Below are 16259 nucleotides of genomic sequence, written 5' to 3' on the forward strand. Positions count from 1 at the left end.
GGATTTTGGGGTGAAAAGGCCTGGTCCTTAACGCCAGGCACAGCGCCTTCCACGCACGCTCCCCCAACCGCTTCCCGCCGCATATTGGTTATGTAAGGTTGTCAGTATGACAGGACAAGATACTTACCGTAAATACAATAACATCCACTCCCGTGAGGCGCTAGGATTTAGCGTCTTTTCTCCGTCGCATTTGGCTTGGTGCGGAGGCGATCAGCCTGTCGTACGATGCAACTAATTAGCGGGATCCCCGCGGAGTGAATGACGGCGATTAGGACGAGTCGAAACAGGTGGGAGGGCACATCTCACCGCGCCATCTGACGCTGTCGCAGGGCCAGACGGGGATACATCCTCGCGACGCAGCGGAGCTGGCCGGCGTCCTCCTCTCCGTTCATGCAGGTCAGCGGCCGTTTCTAGCGTTTAATGCGAGATTTTCGCTCACAGTTCAGGCTGTGGAGGAACTGGGCCGGATTCCAGCATTGAGTCAGTGCTCCGCGTGGGGAGCTGCTCCAGCGCGATGCTCAGCCTACTTATGCACAGAAGGCTCCTAGACCGCGAGATCCACTCCGAGGCCATCGCGAAAGACATTGATGCCGAGTTTCGCCGGACGCACGTAGAGACCAGAGTCATCAAGTGGAATATACATACGCAGGTCCGGGGCTTGCGCTGCGATCCAGAAGCCGGTTCCGTCGGGCATGATTGACTCCGCGAATCCGGTGCGCACGGTAGTTCCATCCTGGCGAAGCTCTACCGGATCTCCAGCCGAGGGCACCCATTTAAGGGCACGCACCGGCTGTTGCGACGGGATGTCTGTCTCAGCGTCCACGGTCTTTCCTCTCTTGAGCGGGTTGGCGTTCTGCGAGATGCTAGGCGGCCGCGCAGACCTTCGGTCGTCGGGATTGCGGATGTCCAATGCGGCGGGGAGTTTCTTCGGCGGCTGGTTCGACGTTGCGCGCTCACCTTTTGATCGCGTACTGGTCGGGGTAGGCAACCTCATTGGCGGCTTCGATGGCCCTGCTCGGCCTGAAGCCTTCGAGGAGTTTGGGCGCCTTGCCTGTTGTGATTTCCTCGGCGGCCAGACGTCCGGTCAGGGCGCCCAGAGTGACGCCGGTGGGCACGATAGTGACGTACAGGCCGGGGCGGCCGTCCCAGAAGCCGATGACGGGGAGTCCGTCGATGGGGTATGGGCGGTGGGCGATCTGGATGCGTTCCGCGCGGACGGTGGTCGGGTCGACGTCGGTCAGCCCTTCCCCCAGCTGTTCGAACAGCTTCCGTATGGCTGGCTGGGGTAAGGTCCGGGTCTGGCGGTCGATCTCCGCGTCGATGGCGGAGGAGCGGACGACGACGCGCCCGCTGGCATCCGGCCGCACGGCGAGCCCTGGGAGGTGGAGCAGGGTGGCTAGCTTGGACGTGCCGGGCGAGGTGGTGACAGTGACGCCGGGGGTGCCCTCCGTGCGGACGGTCACTCCCTGCGTTTCGAGCAGGGCCCCGGTGCCGGCACCGGCGGAGACCACGACGACATCGCCCTCGATCCTCTCGCCGTCTTCGAGGATGACGCCTTTGACCCCTCCGGTGTCCGACAGGAGCTCGGCGACTTTGGTCGAGGCGCGCACCGTGGCGCCGGAGCCGGTGGCGGCAGCGAGCAGGTCGTGGATGAGAAGGGGAACCGTTATGTGCCCTTCCCCGGGGAAGAACACCCCCAGTTCGTACTCGTTCCGGACGCGGACCACTGGGTCGAGACGCGGGATCTCCTGCGGGGCCACGGGGATAGCCGCGTAGCCGGTGGACTCGAGTAGCTCTGCCCGCTTCAGCAGCTTTTCCACCTCGGCCGGGGTTGCTGCCACGTGGAGATGGCCATTGCTGTGGAGCCACGAAGAATCGCCCAGCTCCCTGGCGATGAGTGCCCACTCGGCTATCGAGATAATGTTCAGGTGGTGGTAGGGCCTGAGCTCCTTCGTGTTGGAGTTGAGCCAGGCGAAGCTGGCTGCACTGGCGGCATCCCCGGGATTTCCCTTGTCAAGGAGAGTCACGTCAACCCCGCGTTTTGCGAGCTGATAGGTGATGGATACGCCGAGGACTCCGGCACCGACGACGATCGCTTTCAATTGTTGGTCTCCTTCACGGTCAGTCATTATTGAGCCGAAGACCTCACCACCTCAGGACGGCGAAGTCCGGCTTAGTTCGTCGACGAGACGGAGCGGGGTTCGTCCATCGAGCTTTCCTCCATCATCACCGGGCTGGTCGGACCACCACCACGGTGCATGGACAGTGATGGACCAGGTTTGCGGAGACGGAGCCGAGCAGAAGGCCCGTGAACCCGCCCAGGCCGCGGGAACCTACGACCACCAGGTCCGCGTCTTTGGCGGCTTCGATGATGACCTTCGCCGGCGATCCGTGACTGACCACCGTCTGAATGGGGACATCCCCCCGGGTGAGAGTCTGGAGAGCCGAGTCCAGCAGGCCTGCGGCCACCGAGGCGAATGCCTCCCGGTCCATCGAGACCGTCTCGTAACCGCCCGTCGTCAGGATCGGGAGCTCCCATGCGGTGACGGCCACGAGGCGTCCGCCACGGATGCGCGCCTCTTCTGCCGCCCATGCCAGTGCCTCGTGCGATTGTGGCGAGCCATCTACGCCGGCTACAACCGTATAGGCGTCCGTGTTCTGCATCCCTACCCCCCCCCTTTTTCTCTCGGTACTTGGATTGCGGAGGATCGCGAACGTTGCTCCGCGGATGCCGGGGACGCAAGCTTAGCTCCCCCTGATCCCTGACCTTTCGCGAGGAACTTTGGTGATGACTGGCATTCGATCCCCCAGTATCTATCGGATATATCCGTATCGAGGTGACACATCATCGGGTGACCAAATAACGCCTGTTACGCCGCAAAAGTATCATTGGCGAAAAAAGGTGTCAACGATTTCGGCACCCGGCGCCGCGAAAGCCTGACTGGCGGCCACCCTGCCAGTCAGGGGTGATCGAGGACGCGGCGACGACCAGCCAGGAGCGAAGGGCCGGTGGCGGTCAGGCCGGGGGCTTCGCCGGGATTGTCGATCTCGAACAACGGGTCCGAGGTCAGCTGGCTGGCCGGCGCCTGGACGTTAGCCGAAGAGGAGTCTGGCTTCGTCCCATCGCTCCTGGGGTACGGTTTTCACGCGCCCGAGGGCCTCATTGAAATGAACGGATTCGATCGAGGTGCCTTTGAGGGAGACCATGGTTCCCCAGCGTCGGTGGGCGACCGATTCTACGGCGGCCATGCCTAGCCGTGTAGCCAGGACGCGGTCAAAAGCGGTGGGCACTCCCCCTCGTTGGATGTGGCCAAGGACAGTTGTGCGGGTTTCGATCCCGGTCCGCGCCTCGATTTCGCGGGCTATTTTGTCGGCAATTCCGTCCAGGCGTCGACGTCCGAAGGTGTCGAGGCCACGTTCGGAGTGTGCCGCTGTGTGACCTTGTTCGATGAACCCTTCTGCAACGACGACAAGGGGTGCGCGTCCGCGGTTTTGTGCTTCCTGTACCCAGGTTGCGATCTGGTCTGAGTGCACCGGCTGCTCGGGTATGAGGATTGCGTGTGCGCCTGAGGCCATTCCGGCGTGAAGCGCGATCCAACCGGTGTGCCTTCCCATGACTTCGGCGACCATGCATCGGTGGTGTGATTCGCCAGTGGTCCGCAGTCTGTCGATGGCTTCCGTGGCTATCTGGACGGCGGTGTCGAAACCGAAGGTGTAGTCCGTGGCTTCCAGGTCGTTGTCCACGGTTTTGGGGACGCCAACGATGTTGAGCCCGTCGTGGGACAGTCGCTCGGCGGCCGTTAGCGTTCCTTCTCCGCCGATGGCGATGAGGGCGTCAACACCCATGGCGTTTAGCGTGGACTTTATGTTCTCGACGCCGCCGTTGGGACCGTCGAAGGGGTTGGTGCGCGACGTACCGAGGATCGTGCCTCCTTGTTTGGAGATTCCCCGGACTCTTTCCCTCGGGAGCTCGATCACGTCCCCGTCCACAACTCCCCGCCATCCGTCGCGGAAGCCGACAAAACTGTGACCGTAGGCTTTGATGCCTTTCAAGACGGATCCACGGATGACTGCGTTCAGTCCTGGGCAGTCACCACCGCTGGTGAGAATACCTATTTTCATGCTGTGCAGCTTTCCTTTGGGCGGGGTAGGGCCGGAGTGGGCGAGCTGATGCTGCTGATAGGTTCGCTGGGAAGGCCAGCGCGGCACTTGACCCGGCTGCGAACCGGGCTGCGCTCCTGACGATCACCGGACGGGGACATCGGCCAGAAGGCCACAGTGGGGAACACCTTTAGGCAAGCCCAATGTGGTGTCCAGGCACCGAACACGGCGCACCGCAGCGGCCTAATCAGGGGGTTCCGGCGCCGGCCCCCGCTGTCGGGGTGTCTGTTGCGAATGTACACGCCGGCGCCGGAAGATGTGGTTGCTTCTCAACTCGCATCGATGAACCACTTCAGCTCGGTGTCGGGGCGGTCCGCGACGACTGAGCCGGGGAGCACTAACAAACTCGACCCTGTGTGAACATGATGCTCCCCGGCGAGTCGGAGTTGAAATGGGACTGACGCGTTCGTCTCAGCTCAGTTTTGCCCGCTCTCTGAGCAAAATTTCCTTGGGAAGCGGGAAGTACACGCCTTGGTTAAGAATGGCTCGCTGACCCTCACGGCTGAGCACGTAACGCAGGTATTCGCGCGCTCCCTCAGCCTGGGGTCCCTCTGCTCCCGGGTCGATGACGAGGTAGACGTTGCGGGCCAGCGGGTACTTGCGCGTCCCGAAGGAATCAACGTCTGCGGCGTAGAACGTGTCGCTGCCTCGCGGCGCGAGCGGCAGCGGCGTGACGTGCTCGACGCCCTCCGCGTGGTAGAGGCCTGCAAGCGCGATTCCGAAGCGATTCTGGGACAGCTCCGCCATCATGTCCTTCGTTGTCAAGGACCCGGGGGACACCTGCTTCGATCCAGCCTCCACGTATTCCCGATAGTTCGGGTTCCACTTGCGGCCGCCGCCGAAGACCACCCGTTCGAAGAAGGTGGTCATCCCCGTCTGGGCGAAGCCGTAGGTCTGGATCGGAGCATCGGCCCATTCGCCCCCCAAGCCGAGCTGGCCCCACACACGGATGTTCTGCTCTGCGCTGCGGGCGACCTCTGGATTCCAGCGGATCTCTTTGAAACCGCCCGTCCGCTCGGCACCGAAGATGCCGTCCAGTTGGTCCATCGTCAATCCCTCGACGGGATTGCTTGCGTGCACGAAGGCAGCGAGTCCATAGCTTCCTCCTGCGACATCGAGCGCACCGGTGGCCACGGCTATCTCGGCTGGCATGCGCCGAAGCTTCTCGCCGAACGAGAGGAACTCGGTGAGCACCAGCTCCCGCCCGTTCGCACCAAGGTCCGCACTCCCGGCCATGACGCCGACGACGCCGGATGCCTTGCAGAGGTCGTCTTCGAACTGCGCGTCCGGGTGGAATCGACGAAAGCCTTCTTCCCACCGGGGAACCATGTCGGCGAGCGAAACACCGTAATGCCGCAGCACCCCGGAGAATCGGGTTTTGGGCACATAGGGCGGCAAATCCTCGACCGACCGCACGATTTCTTCACTGTATTCCACGGTTTTCAGCCACCAATCACTATTCTGAGTCGAGACCCGGGGTTGTTCGGGGTGGTATTCATTCGTTCTGGTCGCGCAGCACTGTGACGGTGCTGTCGTTGTTCAGGATGAAAAGGCTCCCGGCGGAGGTGTGGATGAGTCCACTGATGGCTCCGGGCGCCGGGTCGTGTCCAAGCTCCGTAAGCCCGACCGGGGCGTCGGACACGAAGTCGTAGACCATCAGTTGACGGCAGGATGAACCGACGATGAAGAGTCGCTTCTGGGGGTTCACGACCCAGTTCGCCGGCTCATCGATCACGTCGATCGTCCGGGTGACGATGTGTTCTGTTCCAGAGACCGCTGCCACGGTGCCGGCACCCGTTGTTGCCTCGCCAGCGCCCAGAACCCACATCTCGTCCCGACCATTGATCGCCTGGATCGGCAGCATCCGGAACGGGCGGTGATTCACCGGAACGGTAGCGAGCACTTGATCATCGGCGATGCGAATGACCGTCACGGTATCGTCGGCCTCATTGGAGATGTAGATATTTCCATGCTCGCGGAAGATCGCATTCCGGTTGGGCCGGTGCCCCACCGGAATCCTGCGGATTACCTCGTTGGTGCTGTCATCAAACACGGTTACATCATCGGATTCCGTGCTCACGACGTACGTCTTGCCGACGGGCTGGGTGATCGGCTTATAGCTTGCCCCCCACGGCTGGCCCCACTTGGGCAGGCCGCCAACCGGGATCGACGCAGTGATCCGGGCAGAGGACACCTCGACAGCGGTCACCGTGCCGTTCCCCTCGTTGAGGGTGTACACAATACCCCGGTCGAAAGCGGGCATGGTTCCGGTCGGCGCACTTCCCGCCGGTAACGAGACCCTCCTGACCACTTCACGGGTCTGCGGCCTGACAATCACCGCCTCATCCGCGGAACGGAGCGCAACCACCCCGACCGTGCATCCAGCATCGAAGGAGAAGTGCGCAGCTCCCCCGCCCAGGTGCCATCGATCTACCACACGACCGTCAGCATGGTCGAGCACCGTGATGGTGTCTCCCCCGGTGTCCGAGACCCAGACGTGGCCGGACTCCTTCACGTATCCGATGTGCAAGTGCGGGCCTGTGCCCACGTCCACGGTCGTGACCTCCCGATACCGTACGGCCGTGCCCACTGCCGGCGTCACCGGTTGACCTCTTGAATCATCATCATTGTTCTGCGTTCCTCTCGTTCTGACTTTGAGTCCGCCGACTCCTTACACGATCGACCGCAAGAGGCCAATCAAACGAAACCTATCCTTAAAATGCGACGATTGCTAGATCCAGTAGAAACAGCTGTTAGAAATTGCCTGAACGAACATAGCTAAGAGACTGACCGGGGTGTGAGAATGACAACATGACGGAAGATGAACAATGGACGATTGCTGAATTGCTCACCCTTGCGTCGAATGCCGCTTCGGAGGCCGGCGCGTGTTTTCTCCCTCAGGTTGGAGACCTGCAACGTCCCGGAGGAGGCGCCGCCAAATGAGGACCATCATTCCGAAGCACGCTGTCCTCGTCCCGCCGGAGGCGCGGCTCGCCTTTGTGGGCGTGATTTACCGCACGTACCAGTGGCGGCAAAGAACCTTCGACGGCACGTACCAGACCTTCGAGATGTTGAAACGTCCGGACACCGTTCAGATCCTCGCGGTGAGGAACGACGCAATCGTGCTTCTTCGTGAAAGGCAACCGGGAGGATTGCCGTACCTCTCAATCCCCGGCGGCAGGCACGACCGGGAGGATGAGACAGAACTCGACGCGGCCCGCAGGGAACTTCGGGAAGAGACGGGCATGGTCTTTTCTCACTGGAGGCTACTGGAGGTGACTCAGCCACACGCCAAGATAGAGCACTTCGTCTACGTCTTCCTGGCCACCGGATTCGACTACGCGACAGCGCCAAGCCCCGACAGCGGCGAGCGGATCCAGGTACAACTCGTTGATCTGAACACGCTGAAAGCGATCGCAACGCAGCCTGACGCACGAGGAATCCCTGCCAGTGTCCTCAATCAAGCCGACACCATCGAAACCCTCCTCCAGCTTCCGGCTTATCACCCGTAGGACGTCGCCTGGACAACCTCACCTGGGCGAGAGCTTCAGAAGGACCAGCTCGGCGTTGACGCTGCCCGGCACCGGGGCGGCGTACGGGTCCGACGCCGACGGCCAGCCAGTTGCCCGATCGGTCCGCCACATTCCGGCACCGCCGGAGAACACCAGTGGCAGCCCGGGCAAGTCCTCGACCATGACCTTCTGGATCGCCCCGATGGCGCTCTGCTCCTGCTTGCTGCCCGGTGCCGCCGCTGCATACGCGCTAAGCAAAGCGGGTGCGTTGGAGTTCGGGTACCGCTCGTAGTTGAGCTGGGTCCCCGTTCCGGCGGGGGCGCTGATCGGCTGTTGGTTGATGATCCGGTTATAGAAGTCGTACACCGAGGGCGTTCCCCCGTTTGTCCGCATGGTCAGCTCGTAGTTGCCCATCTCGACATCTTTCACGTAGGCCTGCTGCTGCTCCGATTTCACCGTGACCTTGATCCCCGCTGCCGCCAACTCGGGCACCATCACGCGGGTCATGCCGAAGAGGTCGGCCTGGGGGTAGGTCGTGGGGACCGTGAGCTTGAAATCCAGCCGCTGGCCGTTCGGGGACACAAAAACGTTGTCCGGGCCAAGCTGGTAGCCCGCGGCGGTGAGAATCTTCTTTGCGGTGTCGGGATCAGCCTTGCCGTATTTCTGGTCGGAGTAGCTTGCGGCGATCATGTCGCCTCGCGTCTTGACGTCCATCCCGGTGGGCGATTCAACTGCGGCGTTCAGACCCGCTGTGCCGATCTTCGAGATCTCGTCACGGTCGAGTGCGATATCGATCGCCTTGCGCACCGGGAGTTGATCGAGCGGGGCGTGGGCGAAGTTCGGCAGGAGGAGCGCGACCGACGGGTTGATCGTGGTGTTCCAGTAGTCGATCGTGTTCGGGGCGAGCTTCTTGACCGTCGCGCCGTCGATACCAGCGGTGCCGATCCAATCGACGCCGCCGGACTGCAGGTTGGCGATCATGCTGCTGGACGAATCGGCCGCAAGGTATTGCACGGTGGAGAAGTTTCCGCCCGCCTGCCAGTAGTACGGGTTTTTCTGCAACGTGATGGCCTGCGGAGTGAACGACTTGAGCATGTAAGGTCCGGTGCCGACCGGGTTGGGGTTGGCGTACTTGACCGGATCCTGGACGTCTTTCCAGATGTGCTCGGGCACGGTCTCGGTGCGCCACCACATGACCTGGTAGGCGGGCTTACTGAAGTGGATGACGGCGGCCGTGTTGTCGGTAGCCTCGGCTCCAGTTAGTGGAAGCGACACTGCGTTGAACGCCGGGTTCGCCTTCATCAGATTGAAGGTGAAAGCCACGTCCTTAGCCGTGAACGTTTCGCCATCGGACCACTTCACCCCCTCCTTGGTCTTCAGCGTGAGGGTTTTGCCGTCCGGGCCCCAAGTGTATGAGGATACGAGCCACGGCCGCGTCTTGCCGCTGCCGAAGTCCTCCTGCAGCAACGGCTCGAAGATCGCGTATGCCGCAAACCCGGATGCACTCGACGAACTGGCTATGAGCGCGTTGAAGTTATCGGTAAATGGTCCGGAGGCACCTGCGGTCACTTTGAGGGTCCCGCCTGCCGTGTTGGTGGCGCTTGAGGTGGTACCGGTGCATGCCGCTGTCGCAAGCACGCAACCGACCATGGCGGCAGCCATGGTCACCCTGGCCCGGAGCAGCGGACTCGTTGTCGTCAGGAACTTCATTGTTCTTCTTTCGTTGTGCGCGGCGACCGCGCAGAGCGTGATCGTGCCGCACGGTGGAAAGCCAGGCGGCCCGACGGCGACGCGAATCTAACGGAAGATATATTCGTTAGAGACAAGATAGTAGACCTTCGTGCAACGTCATAGCAATAGCTAAATTAACGATCGTTATTCCCAAAATTAGGACTAGAGTTTGAATGCAACGTAACCAAGAGCGAGGAAGACGCCGCCGAGGTGAGACGGCATCCTTCCTCATGAAAGGAAAACCATGTCGACAGTGCAGACGAGTGCCTCGTTATCCTGGAAGGCCCTGCCCGAGTATGAGCCGCGCGGCGAGTTGAGCGGCAGGCTCGTTGCCTGGGGGGATCCCGCCTTCCAGGAGCTCTGGGACGGATGGATCCGCCGTTTCGGGGAGTTCCATCCCGGGCTCGAGCCCGACTCCTTCCTCCGTGGCACGTCGACCGCCGTGGGCGGCCTTTATACGGGTGTCGCGGACATCGGTCTCTTCGGTCGTGAGATCCGCAAGCTGGAGCGCACATCGTGGAAGCGCATCTTCGATCACCAGCCAGAGGGGTTTGCAATCGCTACCGGGGCGTTCGACACATTCGCCAAAACCGTGGCGGTCGCAGTGCTGGTCAATGCCGAAAACCCGATCGCCGAGTTGAGTTTCTCCCAGCTGGACGCCATCTACTCGGCCGAGCGCCGGCGCGGCTGTCCCGAGCCCATCACCCGCTGGGGTCAGCTCGGTCTCACCGGAGAGTGGACCGACGCACCGATCCACGCTTACGGCCTGGACCGCGATACCGGCACGGCGCAGCACATATGGCTGCGGGTGTTGCAGGAGGGGCCATGGTCCGATCGGGCGATTCTTCCCGAGGGTGCGCCGACCCGGATGTACGCAGGGTCCGGGGGGCACGCTGCCGAGGCTCTTGTCACCACTTTGGAGAATGATCGCTATGGCATCGGATTGGCGGGATTCCGGAACCTGACCGGGGCTTTGAAGGCCGTTCCGATTTCCGAGGACCCCGGTCCTGCGGTAGCGGGGACGCGGGAAACGACAGCCAGTCGTGAGTATCCGCTCAGCCGGTCGGTGTACGCGTTCGTCCGCGAGGCACCCCATTCCCGGTGGGATCCGAAGGTCAAGGAGTTCATGCGATTCGTGTTCAGCCGCGAGGGGCAATCCGTGGTCGCCGCGGAAGGCGACTACCTGCCACTCCCCGAATCGATCGCAGGCCCGGAACTCGAGCGGCTGATGAACCTGTCGTCGCCCTCGGAGTAGATCGGCGTCGTGCTGCCCGGGCCCGGGTCACGAACGGGCCCCGGGCAGCACAGTCATGCGTTTTGCTTGTCGATCCGACGCGCCAGTTGGCCCGGTGTCGTGGCCGGCCGGTAGCCGATGTCGAGGTACGGCGTGTCCACCGCCTCTCCCCCGGACTGGCGGGAGGTTATCGCCGCGTCCAGGATGCCGCTGGTGAGCACGGTTCGCTCGATCGGGAAGGGCGAGAGCCCGGTGAACAGGAATCGGTCGAGGAAGCTAGCCAGATGGTCGAAGTTCCAGGTCGGTGGCTTCTTCTGTCCGGGCGTCGCGACACCGGCCCCGATCATCGGTACATCGGTGAGCTTGGAGCCGGTGGGCGTCCAGGTGACCAGGGGCTCGCGCATCCCGTCCACCCGGACGGCGACGGCGCGGCGCAGCATGAACCCTGTCAACAGCAGCACACTGACCCGGGTCCCGTCGTTATAGTCCACGACGACGGCCTCCTCCCGTCCGCGCGGGGAGCTCGCCGGCCCGTCGGCAATTGAAGAAGGATACCTCCTGTAGTACTCGCGGGCGCCGCCGGCATAGTGGGGCACGGCTTCGATCGCCGCATCAGCGAGCTCCCGGGACCATAGCCCTCCGTCAGTGAACGCATCCCAGAACCGGTCTCCGGAAACGAACCGCACCGACGCCACACCGGTCTCGAACCCGGCCCGCCGTTCGATCATCGACTGGACCAGTTCGAGCGGGTGGAAGATGGGCGGCTCTCCCGAACCTGTAGCGACGGCCACGACTTCCTTCACCCGTGATCCGACCGGGATCTCGATGGGAGGGCAGCGCACGGTCACAGGAACCGAGGAGCCGGCCATGAGCGGGATCGACAACCGCCGAGAAGTCTCGTAGATCTCGCTGATCTCCCCCCACGTGTTCCCCAGGTGCTTGTCGAGAAATACCGGAACCGCTCGCGCCGACCGCTCGCACTCCCGCGCGACCTGCATGAACATCTCGTGGCGACGGTCCCTCGGCCTGCCTCGCTCGTCGAACTCCTCGGGCCGCCCCGAGCGCGGGTTGCGTTCAGCGATCAGGACGACACCGTCGACGTCGATTCCTCCGCCGGTCCCCGACAGCGCGTCGCGCAACCTCCCGGCCGGGCGTACGTCCCACTCCCTTATACGACTCGCTCCGAGGTCGCCTGGCCCAGGGTCGAGCACGTGGAGCGACGCCAGTTCGCAGAGCGGTTCCGTCGGCGTCCACAGCACTTCATAGCCGTCGTGCAGGCGACCCACGAGGAGGTCGGCGTGCGATCCAGGCCAGAACTCGTTCACCACCGCGGCGAACTTCGGCTTCCTGCGCGAGCCACTGGTAGTAGTCATAGCTTCATTTGCCAACATGTTTCGACTCCCCTCTCTTTCGGGCGCGTCCATCGCGCCACAGAACCGGAAGGAGCACCAGCCCGAGGACCAAGGTCGGAATACCGCCCGCCAGCAGCCCCCACCGGCTCCCGAACTCCTGCGCGATCCAGCCAACCAGTGGGCCCCGATGACCGCACTTCCGCCCCAGCACATCGCCCACAACGCCATCACGCGACCCCTCATGTCGGGCCGCGAGGTCAACTGCAGGTTGGTCTTTGCGCCCGCATTGAAGGCAATGCTCGCGAATCCCACGAGTGCCAGCGCTGCCAGCGCCAGGGCAAGCGTGGGGGCTAACGCCGCGAAAATCATGGTTGCCCCCCAGGCGATTGCTGTCAGCGACAGGATGATGGGGCGGGACGCGGCTCGCCGTCCGGCCGCAAACAGTCCACCGACGATGGAGCCGATGGACAATGCCATGACCAAGGCACTGTACGTCGCGGCGTTCCCCGCGAACGCATCAGTCGCCAACAGGGGCAGCGTTGTCGGGAACTCCCACGCAAGCGTGCCGGTCACGGTGATCATCAGGAGCGTGATCGCGAGTCCGGGCGTCGCGAATACGTACCGTATCCCCTCGCGGACCTGCCCGCGTGCGCGAGGGGCGGGGGCCGACCGGAACATCTCGGATGGACGCATCATCACGAGGCTCACAATGACCGAGCCGAAGGACGCGGCGTTGCAGAAGAAGCACGCTGGAATGCCAATAATTGCGACCAACGCACCACCCACGCCCGAGCCCAGCACGCGGGCGAGGTTGACCATAACGGAACTCAGGATGATGGCGTTGGACAGCTCAGAGTCCCCGACCAGTTCGGAGATAATGCTCTGGCGTGCAGGGTTGTCGAACACCGTCAGGCATCCAAGCCCGAAGCTCAGCCCGAGCAAGAGCGGATACGTCATCAACCCTGTCATGGCGAGCACACCGAACACCACTGAACAGGCAGCGCATGCGGTCTGTGTGAACAGCAGCATGCGGCGCTTGTCGTGCCTGTCCGCTATCACTCCGCTGATCGGCCCCGCAACAAGATACGGCAGAAGCCGGACCCCCACAGCCAACCCGAGCGCGCTCCCACTACCTGTCAGATGAAGAGTGAGGAACGCGATCGCCAAAGTCTGCATGAAATTGCCCGCAATGGACACGGACTGCCCCACTGCATACAGCCGGTAGTTGCGGACGCGCAGCGAACTACCCGCAGCCACAAGCCTGAGACGCATGGCCTCGCGCGTGAAAGTCACGAGGCGGGAAAGTTCGAGATGCGTTCCAGCAGGTTTCCGGCCGCCACTAGCTCGCCCTGCTCGCGGTCATCGAGTGTCGCCTCGATCGCGTGCTGCAGGTGCGTGGATCTCTTTGCCCGGCGGTGGGCCATCGCAGTCCTACCCTTGTCTGTGAGCATGACGTTGACCCGGCGGCCATCGTTTGCATCGCGTCCGCGGGTGACATACCCGCCTGCGTCCAGCTCGCGCAATGCGGACGCGATATTCGAAGTGGTCATGCCCAGCTCGCGTGCGAGTTCGCCTGGCCGAGAGGCCCGACTCCCGGCGCGGACGATCGCAGCGAGCACTGAAATCGCGGTGCGGGACAGTCCCTCGATGGGTGGATGGGCTGAGCGGTTCCACCGGATGAACCGCTTGAGTTGCTCCTCTAGTCGCATTGCCTCCACACTATCCATATAGCTATCTTACATAGCTATATGGCATAGCAATATTCAGGAAGCTACCGACAGACTGCCGGACCCCGCCAGTGGGCTCCGGCAGCACTGCACCGCCCTGTGACGCGCCCGCATCAAAGGAAGAACACCAGCCAGCCTCGCTGCCCGGTCTGACGCCTTCGCCGACTCTTAGACGGGCGAAGGCGAGCAGCCCGAACCCGACGGCAGGGCGATCGATGCGTCACACGTGCGCTGTTCCCGCCCGGCTGACCCCGTCTTACGGGCAGGTTCTGTCCTGGTCTTCCGGTGCGCGGTTTAGTCAAACGATTCTGGGGTGGACCGGAATTCTGGTGAGGGACAGGGTTGTGAAGTCCATGCCTTGGTCGATCATCGCTGGCAAAGCCGCTGCGTAGCCCGCTGATGTTCCTGACCCGGGCTGGTTCATGTGGCCGATCACGATGTCTCCAGGCTGAACCGCAGCCAGTTGCGCGGCGACGGTGCCGGGCGGGAAGGTCGCTCCGCCGTCGGAGTTGATCGAGAAGTTGACGGGAGTGAAGCCTATGGCACTCACCACTTGAACAGCAGTTTCGTCGTAGAACGCGGTCCCGGCGCGGAACCACAACGACCGCTTCCGGGTCAGTGCGACGATTCGACTTGCGCCGCCGGAGACCTCGTCGATCACCCCGCCGATCGTGCTTGTCCCGGCGATTCCGTAGGCGCTCCGACCGGTCGTGGAGAGCGGCACGTTGGCGAGGCCGTGGTTCCCGATCTCGAACAGGCTGTCGGAGGCGAGTTCTCCGCTCAGCGACGGGTTGGTGTTGATCCAGCGTGCATTCAGGAAGAGGGTTGCAGGCACCCCCAGACGGCGGAGAGTATCAATTAGCTGGGCGTCGTAGCCCGATCCTCCGGGACCCCCACAGGCATCGAACGTTAGGGCTACGGCCCGGGAACCCGTGTGGGTGACGATCCCAGGAAGATCGATACCCCACTGGCCCGGCGGCCTGCCGGCGAAGCGCTTCTCGATCTCGGCCCTGATAGCCGGGATCGGTGCAGCCGACGCGGCGGGTGTCTTCGCACCCGGAACGGCCGCTGCATTCGCGGTCGCCCGTGATGTCGGGGTAGAGATCGGGGCTGATGAGGCCTGTGTCACGAGTCCGCATCCCGCGGTTCCCGCGGCTGCAGCGCCGATAGCTGCGAGAAGGGATCGACGGGAAAGGCGCACCGCACCGGGTCGCGCAGCGGTCGGGGGCAGGTCATGCAGGGGTTCCGCAGGGCCGACCGTCCTCTGTGTTGGCCGAGTGATGTCCGCGTCGGATGGATTCAACTGTTCTCCTGATTCCCGCCGTTTAGCGTGATCCCACGGCCGGGTGCAGTGCGCTTGGGAGGCGCAGGGGTTTGACGAGCGTTTGGTGCACGGTGTCCTGACGAAGGGTCCGGGGCCGAGCATTGGTTTTTGAGATCGGCGCTTCCGTGCCCGTGGGCCAGGGCCGCCCTGGGGAACATCAACGCCGGGCCGTCCCTCTCAATCTGATTCCGAAGAAGTGCTCTCGAAAGGAAGAAGCGGCTGCCTCCCTCTCGGGGAGGCAACCGCTTCCTTGTCTGTTCAGCGGTCACTGACGATGACATCGGGCTGCCTGGCGGATGCGGCAGATCCGGCCGGGATCAGTTCGCGGATCCAGGTCCGCAGCATGAGCCGGTCCCGGTCTTGGGGGTCATCTCCGAAGGTTGTTCGACCGTGCAGGAGGCGGCGGTTATCGATCACTGCCAGCTGGCCAGGTGCCAGTTTGACCTCTATGCGGTCGGGGTTGGCCACTGCCGAGGCCACTTCCTGGTCGAAGCGGTCAAGTGCGTGGACCTGCCGACCCGTTAATGGTGTGCCGAGGGGGTGTCTGTGCCCGAGTTCGATGTACTCGCGCAGGTAGTTCACGTGCCATTGGCCGTCGGGTTGCTGGACGAGGACGGGCCGCGGAACGGGCGGCACACCGTCCTCGCGCTGGTCGAAGAGGAACGGCTCCTGCAACACGGCAAGTGCGTCGGAATCGAGCTTCCGGATAATTTCCCCGGTAGGGACAAGGATGAGGCCGCCTCCGACCCTGGCCTGTCGGATACACAGCAGGGCGAACCAGTCCGGAGCCGTGTCCGGGCGGTGCGGGCCGTCCGTGTGGAATTGTCCTCCTTCCCGGCTGTCCGAGTAACGTCCCGTGGCGCCCTCGCCGAGTTTGACGCCGCGGTATTTCACCTCGCGCACCAACTGGCCGGCGCCGTCCTGCGGAAGCAGGCGCCCGAGCGCGGAGGAGACCGCAGTGGCATACCGGGCTGCGAGTGCCGGCTCCTCCACCGGGATGCCTTCGACGATTGCCAGGCCGTGCTCGATCCAGCCCGGGCTCGTGAAGACTTCCTTGCGGAAGGCAATGACAGAAGGGTCCTCGAGGCGCCCGCGTGGGGTGGCATCGAGGGCATGCTGCGGGAAAGTCAGGTGTTCCATGGACGGGCTCCTTACAGGGCGGGTTCTTCGCGGCAGTACCGCGCTACGGATACACCTCCGGCGAAGGCCCGCGGCTGG

14 protein-coding genes are annotated in these 16259 nt (G+C 63.3%); 3 read left to right on the forward strand and 11 right to left on the reverse strand.

From position 1 onward, the window contains the following. Positions 1-544: 544 nt before the first annotated feature. From AHiyo1_RS19470 to AHiyo1_RS19495, 6 genes are all read right to left on the reverse strand, one after another. Positions 545-823: a hypothetical protein gene (locus tag AHiyo1_RS19470; RefSeq protein ID WP_148667674.1), complete on the reverse strand. Its 279-nt coding sequence runs from the start codon at positions 821-823 to the stop codon at positions 545-547. A 130-nt stretch (positions 824-953) separates the two neighbouring features. Beyond that, positions 954-2129, reverse strand: a complete 1176-nt coding sequence (locus AHiyo1_RS19475; protein WP_084784618.1) for an NAD(P)/FAD-dependent oxidoreductase — start codon at positions 2127-2129, stop codon at positions 954-956. 97 nt (positions 2130-2226) lie between these two features. Next, positions 2227-2664: a universal stress protein gene (locus AHiyo1_RS19480; RefSeq protein WP_059389661.1), complete on the reverse strand. Its 438-nt coding sequence runs from the start codon at positions 2662-2664 to the stop codon at positions 2227-2229. Between the two features lie 429 nt (positions 2665-3093). Further along, positions 3094-4122 (reverse strand): 6-phosphofructokinase, encoded by a 1029-nt coding sequence (locus tag AHiyo1_RS19485; protein ID WP_059389662.1) that lies wholly within the window; start codon positions 4120-4122, stop codon positions 3094-3096. Between the two features lie 450 nt (positions 4123-4572). Continuing rightward, complete coding sequence (locus AHiyo1_RS19490) at positions 4573-5598, reverse strand: PstS family phosphate ABC transporter substrate-binding protein (protein WP_059389663.1); 1026 nt, start codon at positions 5596-5598, stop codon at positions 4573-4575. Positions 5599-5656: 58 nt separating this feature from the next. Beyond that, a complete protein-coding gene (locus AHiyo1_RS19495; protein ID WP_148667675.1) occupies positions 5657-6715 on the reverse strand; it encodes a hypothetical protein in 1059 nt (352 codons plus the stop codon). Between the two features lie 257 nt (positions 6716-6972). Here AHiyo1_RS19495 and AHiyo1_RS27750 point away from each other — a divergent pair, with 257 nt between their 5' ends. Together AHiyo1_RS27750 and AHiyo1_RS19500 are read left to right on the forward strand one after the other, a co-directional pair. Beyond that, positions 6973-7104, forward strand: a complete 132-nt coding sequence (locus AHiyo1_RS27750; protein WP_275937082.1) for a hypothetical protein — start codon at positions 6973-6975, stop codon at positions 7102-7104. Beyond that, a complete protein-coding gene (locus tag AHiyo1_RS19500) occupies positions 7101-7673 on the forward strand; it encodes an NUDIX hydrolase (RefSeq protein ID WP_059389665.1) in 573 nt (190 codons plus the stop codon). Before AHiyo1_RS27750 ends, AHiyo1_RS19500 begins: the two co-directional genes overlap by 4 nt. Before the next feature lie 18 nt (positions 7674-7691). Here AHiyo1_RS19500 and AHiyo1_RS19505 read toward each other — a convergent pair whose 3' ends face one another. Continuing rightward, on the reverse strand, positions 7692-9383 hold the full coding sequence (locus tag AHiyo1_RS19505) for an ABC transporter substrate-binding protein (protein ID WP_059389666.1): 1692 nt from the start codon (positions 9381-9383) through the stop codon (positions 7692-7694). A 265-nt stretch (positions 9384-9648) separates the two neighbouring features. Here AHiyo1_RS19505 and AHiyo1_RS19510 point away from each other — a divergent pair, with 265 nt between their 5' ends. Continuing rightward, complete coding sequence (locus AHiyo1_RS19510; RefSeq protein WP_059389667.1) at positions 9649-10659, forward strand: PstS family phosphate ABC transporter substrate-binding protein; 1011 nt, start codon at positions 9649-9651, stop codon at positions 10657-10659. A 53-nt stretch (positions 10660-10712) separates the two neighbouring features. On the opposite strand, the gene AHiyo1_RS19515 is transcribed toward AHiyo1_RS19510, so the two are convergent. From AHiyo1_RS19515 to AHiyo1_RS19530, 4 genes are all read right to left on the reverse strand, one after another. Next, the gene (locus AHiyo1_RS19515; protein WP_059389668.1) at positions 10713-13283 is read right to left on the reverse strand and encodes an MFS transporter; all 2571 of its coding nucleotides are present in this window, start codon (positions 13281-13283) and stop codon (positions 10713-10715) included. Further along, positions 13280-13717: a MarR family winged helix-turn-helix transcriptional regulator gene (locus AHiyo1_RS19520; RefSeq protein ID WP_084784619.1), complete on the reverse strand. Its 438-nt coding sequence runs from the start codon at positions 13715-13717 to the stop codon at positions 13280-13282. The genes AHiyo1_RS19515 and AHiyo1_RS19520 overlap by 4 nt, the downstream gene beginning before the upstream one ends. A gap of 298 nt (positions 13718-14015) precedes the next feature. Further along, positions 14016-14846 carry a polysaccharide deacetylase family protein gene (locus AHiyo1_RS19525; RefSeq protein WP_253257480.1) on the reverse strand — a complete coding sequence of 277 codons (831 nt, stop codon included), beginning with the start codon at positions 14844-14846 and terminating at the stop codon, positions 14016-14018. Positions 14847-15299: 453 nt separating this feature from the next. Next, positions 15300-16181 (reverse strand): TauD/TfdA family dioxygenase, encoded by an 882-nt coding sequence (locus AHiyo1_RS19530; protein ID WP_059389669.1) that lies wholly within the window; start codon positions 16179-16181, stop codon positions 15300-15302. Positions 16182-16259: the final 78 nt, after the last annotated feature.

This window comes from Arthrobacter sp. Hiyo1, assembly GCF_001263615.2.
GTDB lineage: Bacteria > Actinomycetota > Actinomycetes > Actinomycetales > Micrococcaceae > Arthrobacter.

Bases quoted from the DNA above. Each gene is read 5' to 3' on its own strand.
- AHiyo1_RS19475 (WP_084784618.1), bottom strand. From the start codon at position 2,129: ATGACTGACCGTGAAGGAGACCAACAATTGAAAGCGATCGTCGTCGGT.
- AHiyo1_RS19480 (WP_059389661.1), bottom strand. From the start codon at position 2,664: ATGCAGAACACGGACGCCTATACGGTTGTAGCCGGCGTAGATGGCTCG.
- AHiyo1_RS19485 (WP_059389662.1), bottom strand. From the start codon at position 4,122: ATGAAAATAGGTATTCTCACCAGCGGTGGTGACTGCCCAGGACTGAAC.
- AHiyo1_RS27750 (WP_275937082.1), top strand. From the start codon at position 6,973: ATGACGGAAGATGAACAATGGACGATTGCTGAATTGCTCACCCTTGCG.
- AHiyo1_RS19500 (WP_059389665.1), top strand. From the start codon at position 7,101: ATGAGGACCATCATTCCGAAGCACGCTGTCCTCGTCCCGCCGGAGGCG.
- AHiyo1_RS19505 (WP_059389666.1), bottom strand. From the start codon at position 9,383: ATGAAGTTCCTGACGACAACGAGTCCGCTGCTCCGGGCCAGGGTGACC.
- AHiyo1_RS19510 (WP_059389667.1), top strand. From the start codon at position 9,649: ATGTCGACAGTGCAGACGAGTGCCTCGTTATCCTGGAAGGCCCTGCCC.
- AHiyo1_RS19520 (WP_084784619.1), bottom strand. From the start codon at position 13,717: ATGGATAGTGTGGAGGCAATGCGACTAGAGGAGCAACTCAAGCGGTTC.
- AHiyo1_RS19530 (WP_059389669.1), bottom strand. From the start codon at position 16,181: ATGGAACACCTGACTTTCCCGCAGCATGCCCTCGATGCCACCCCACGC.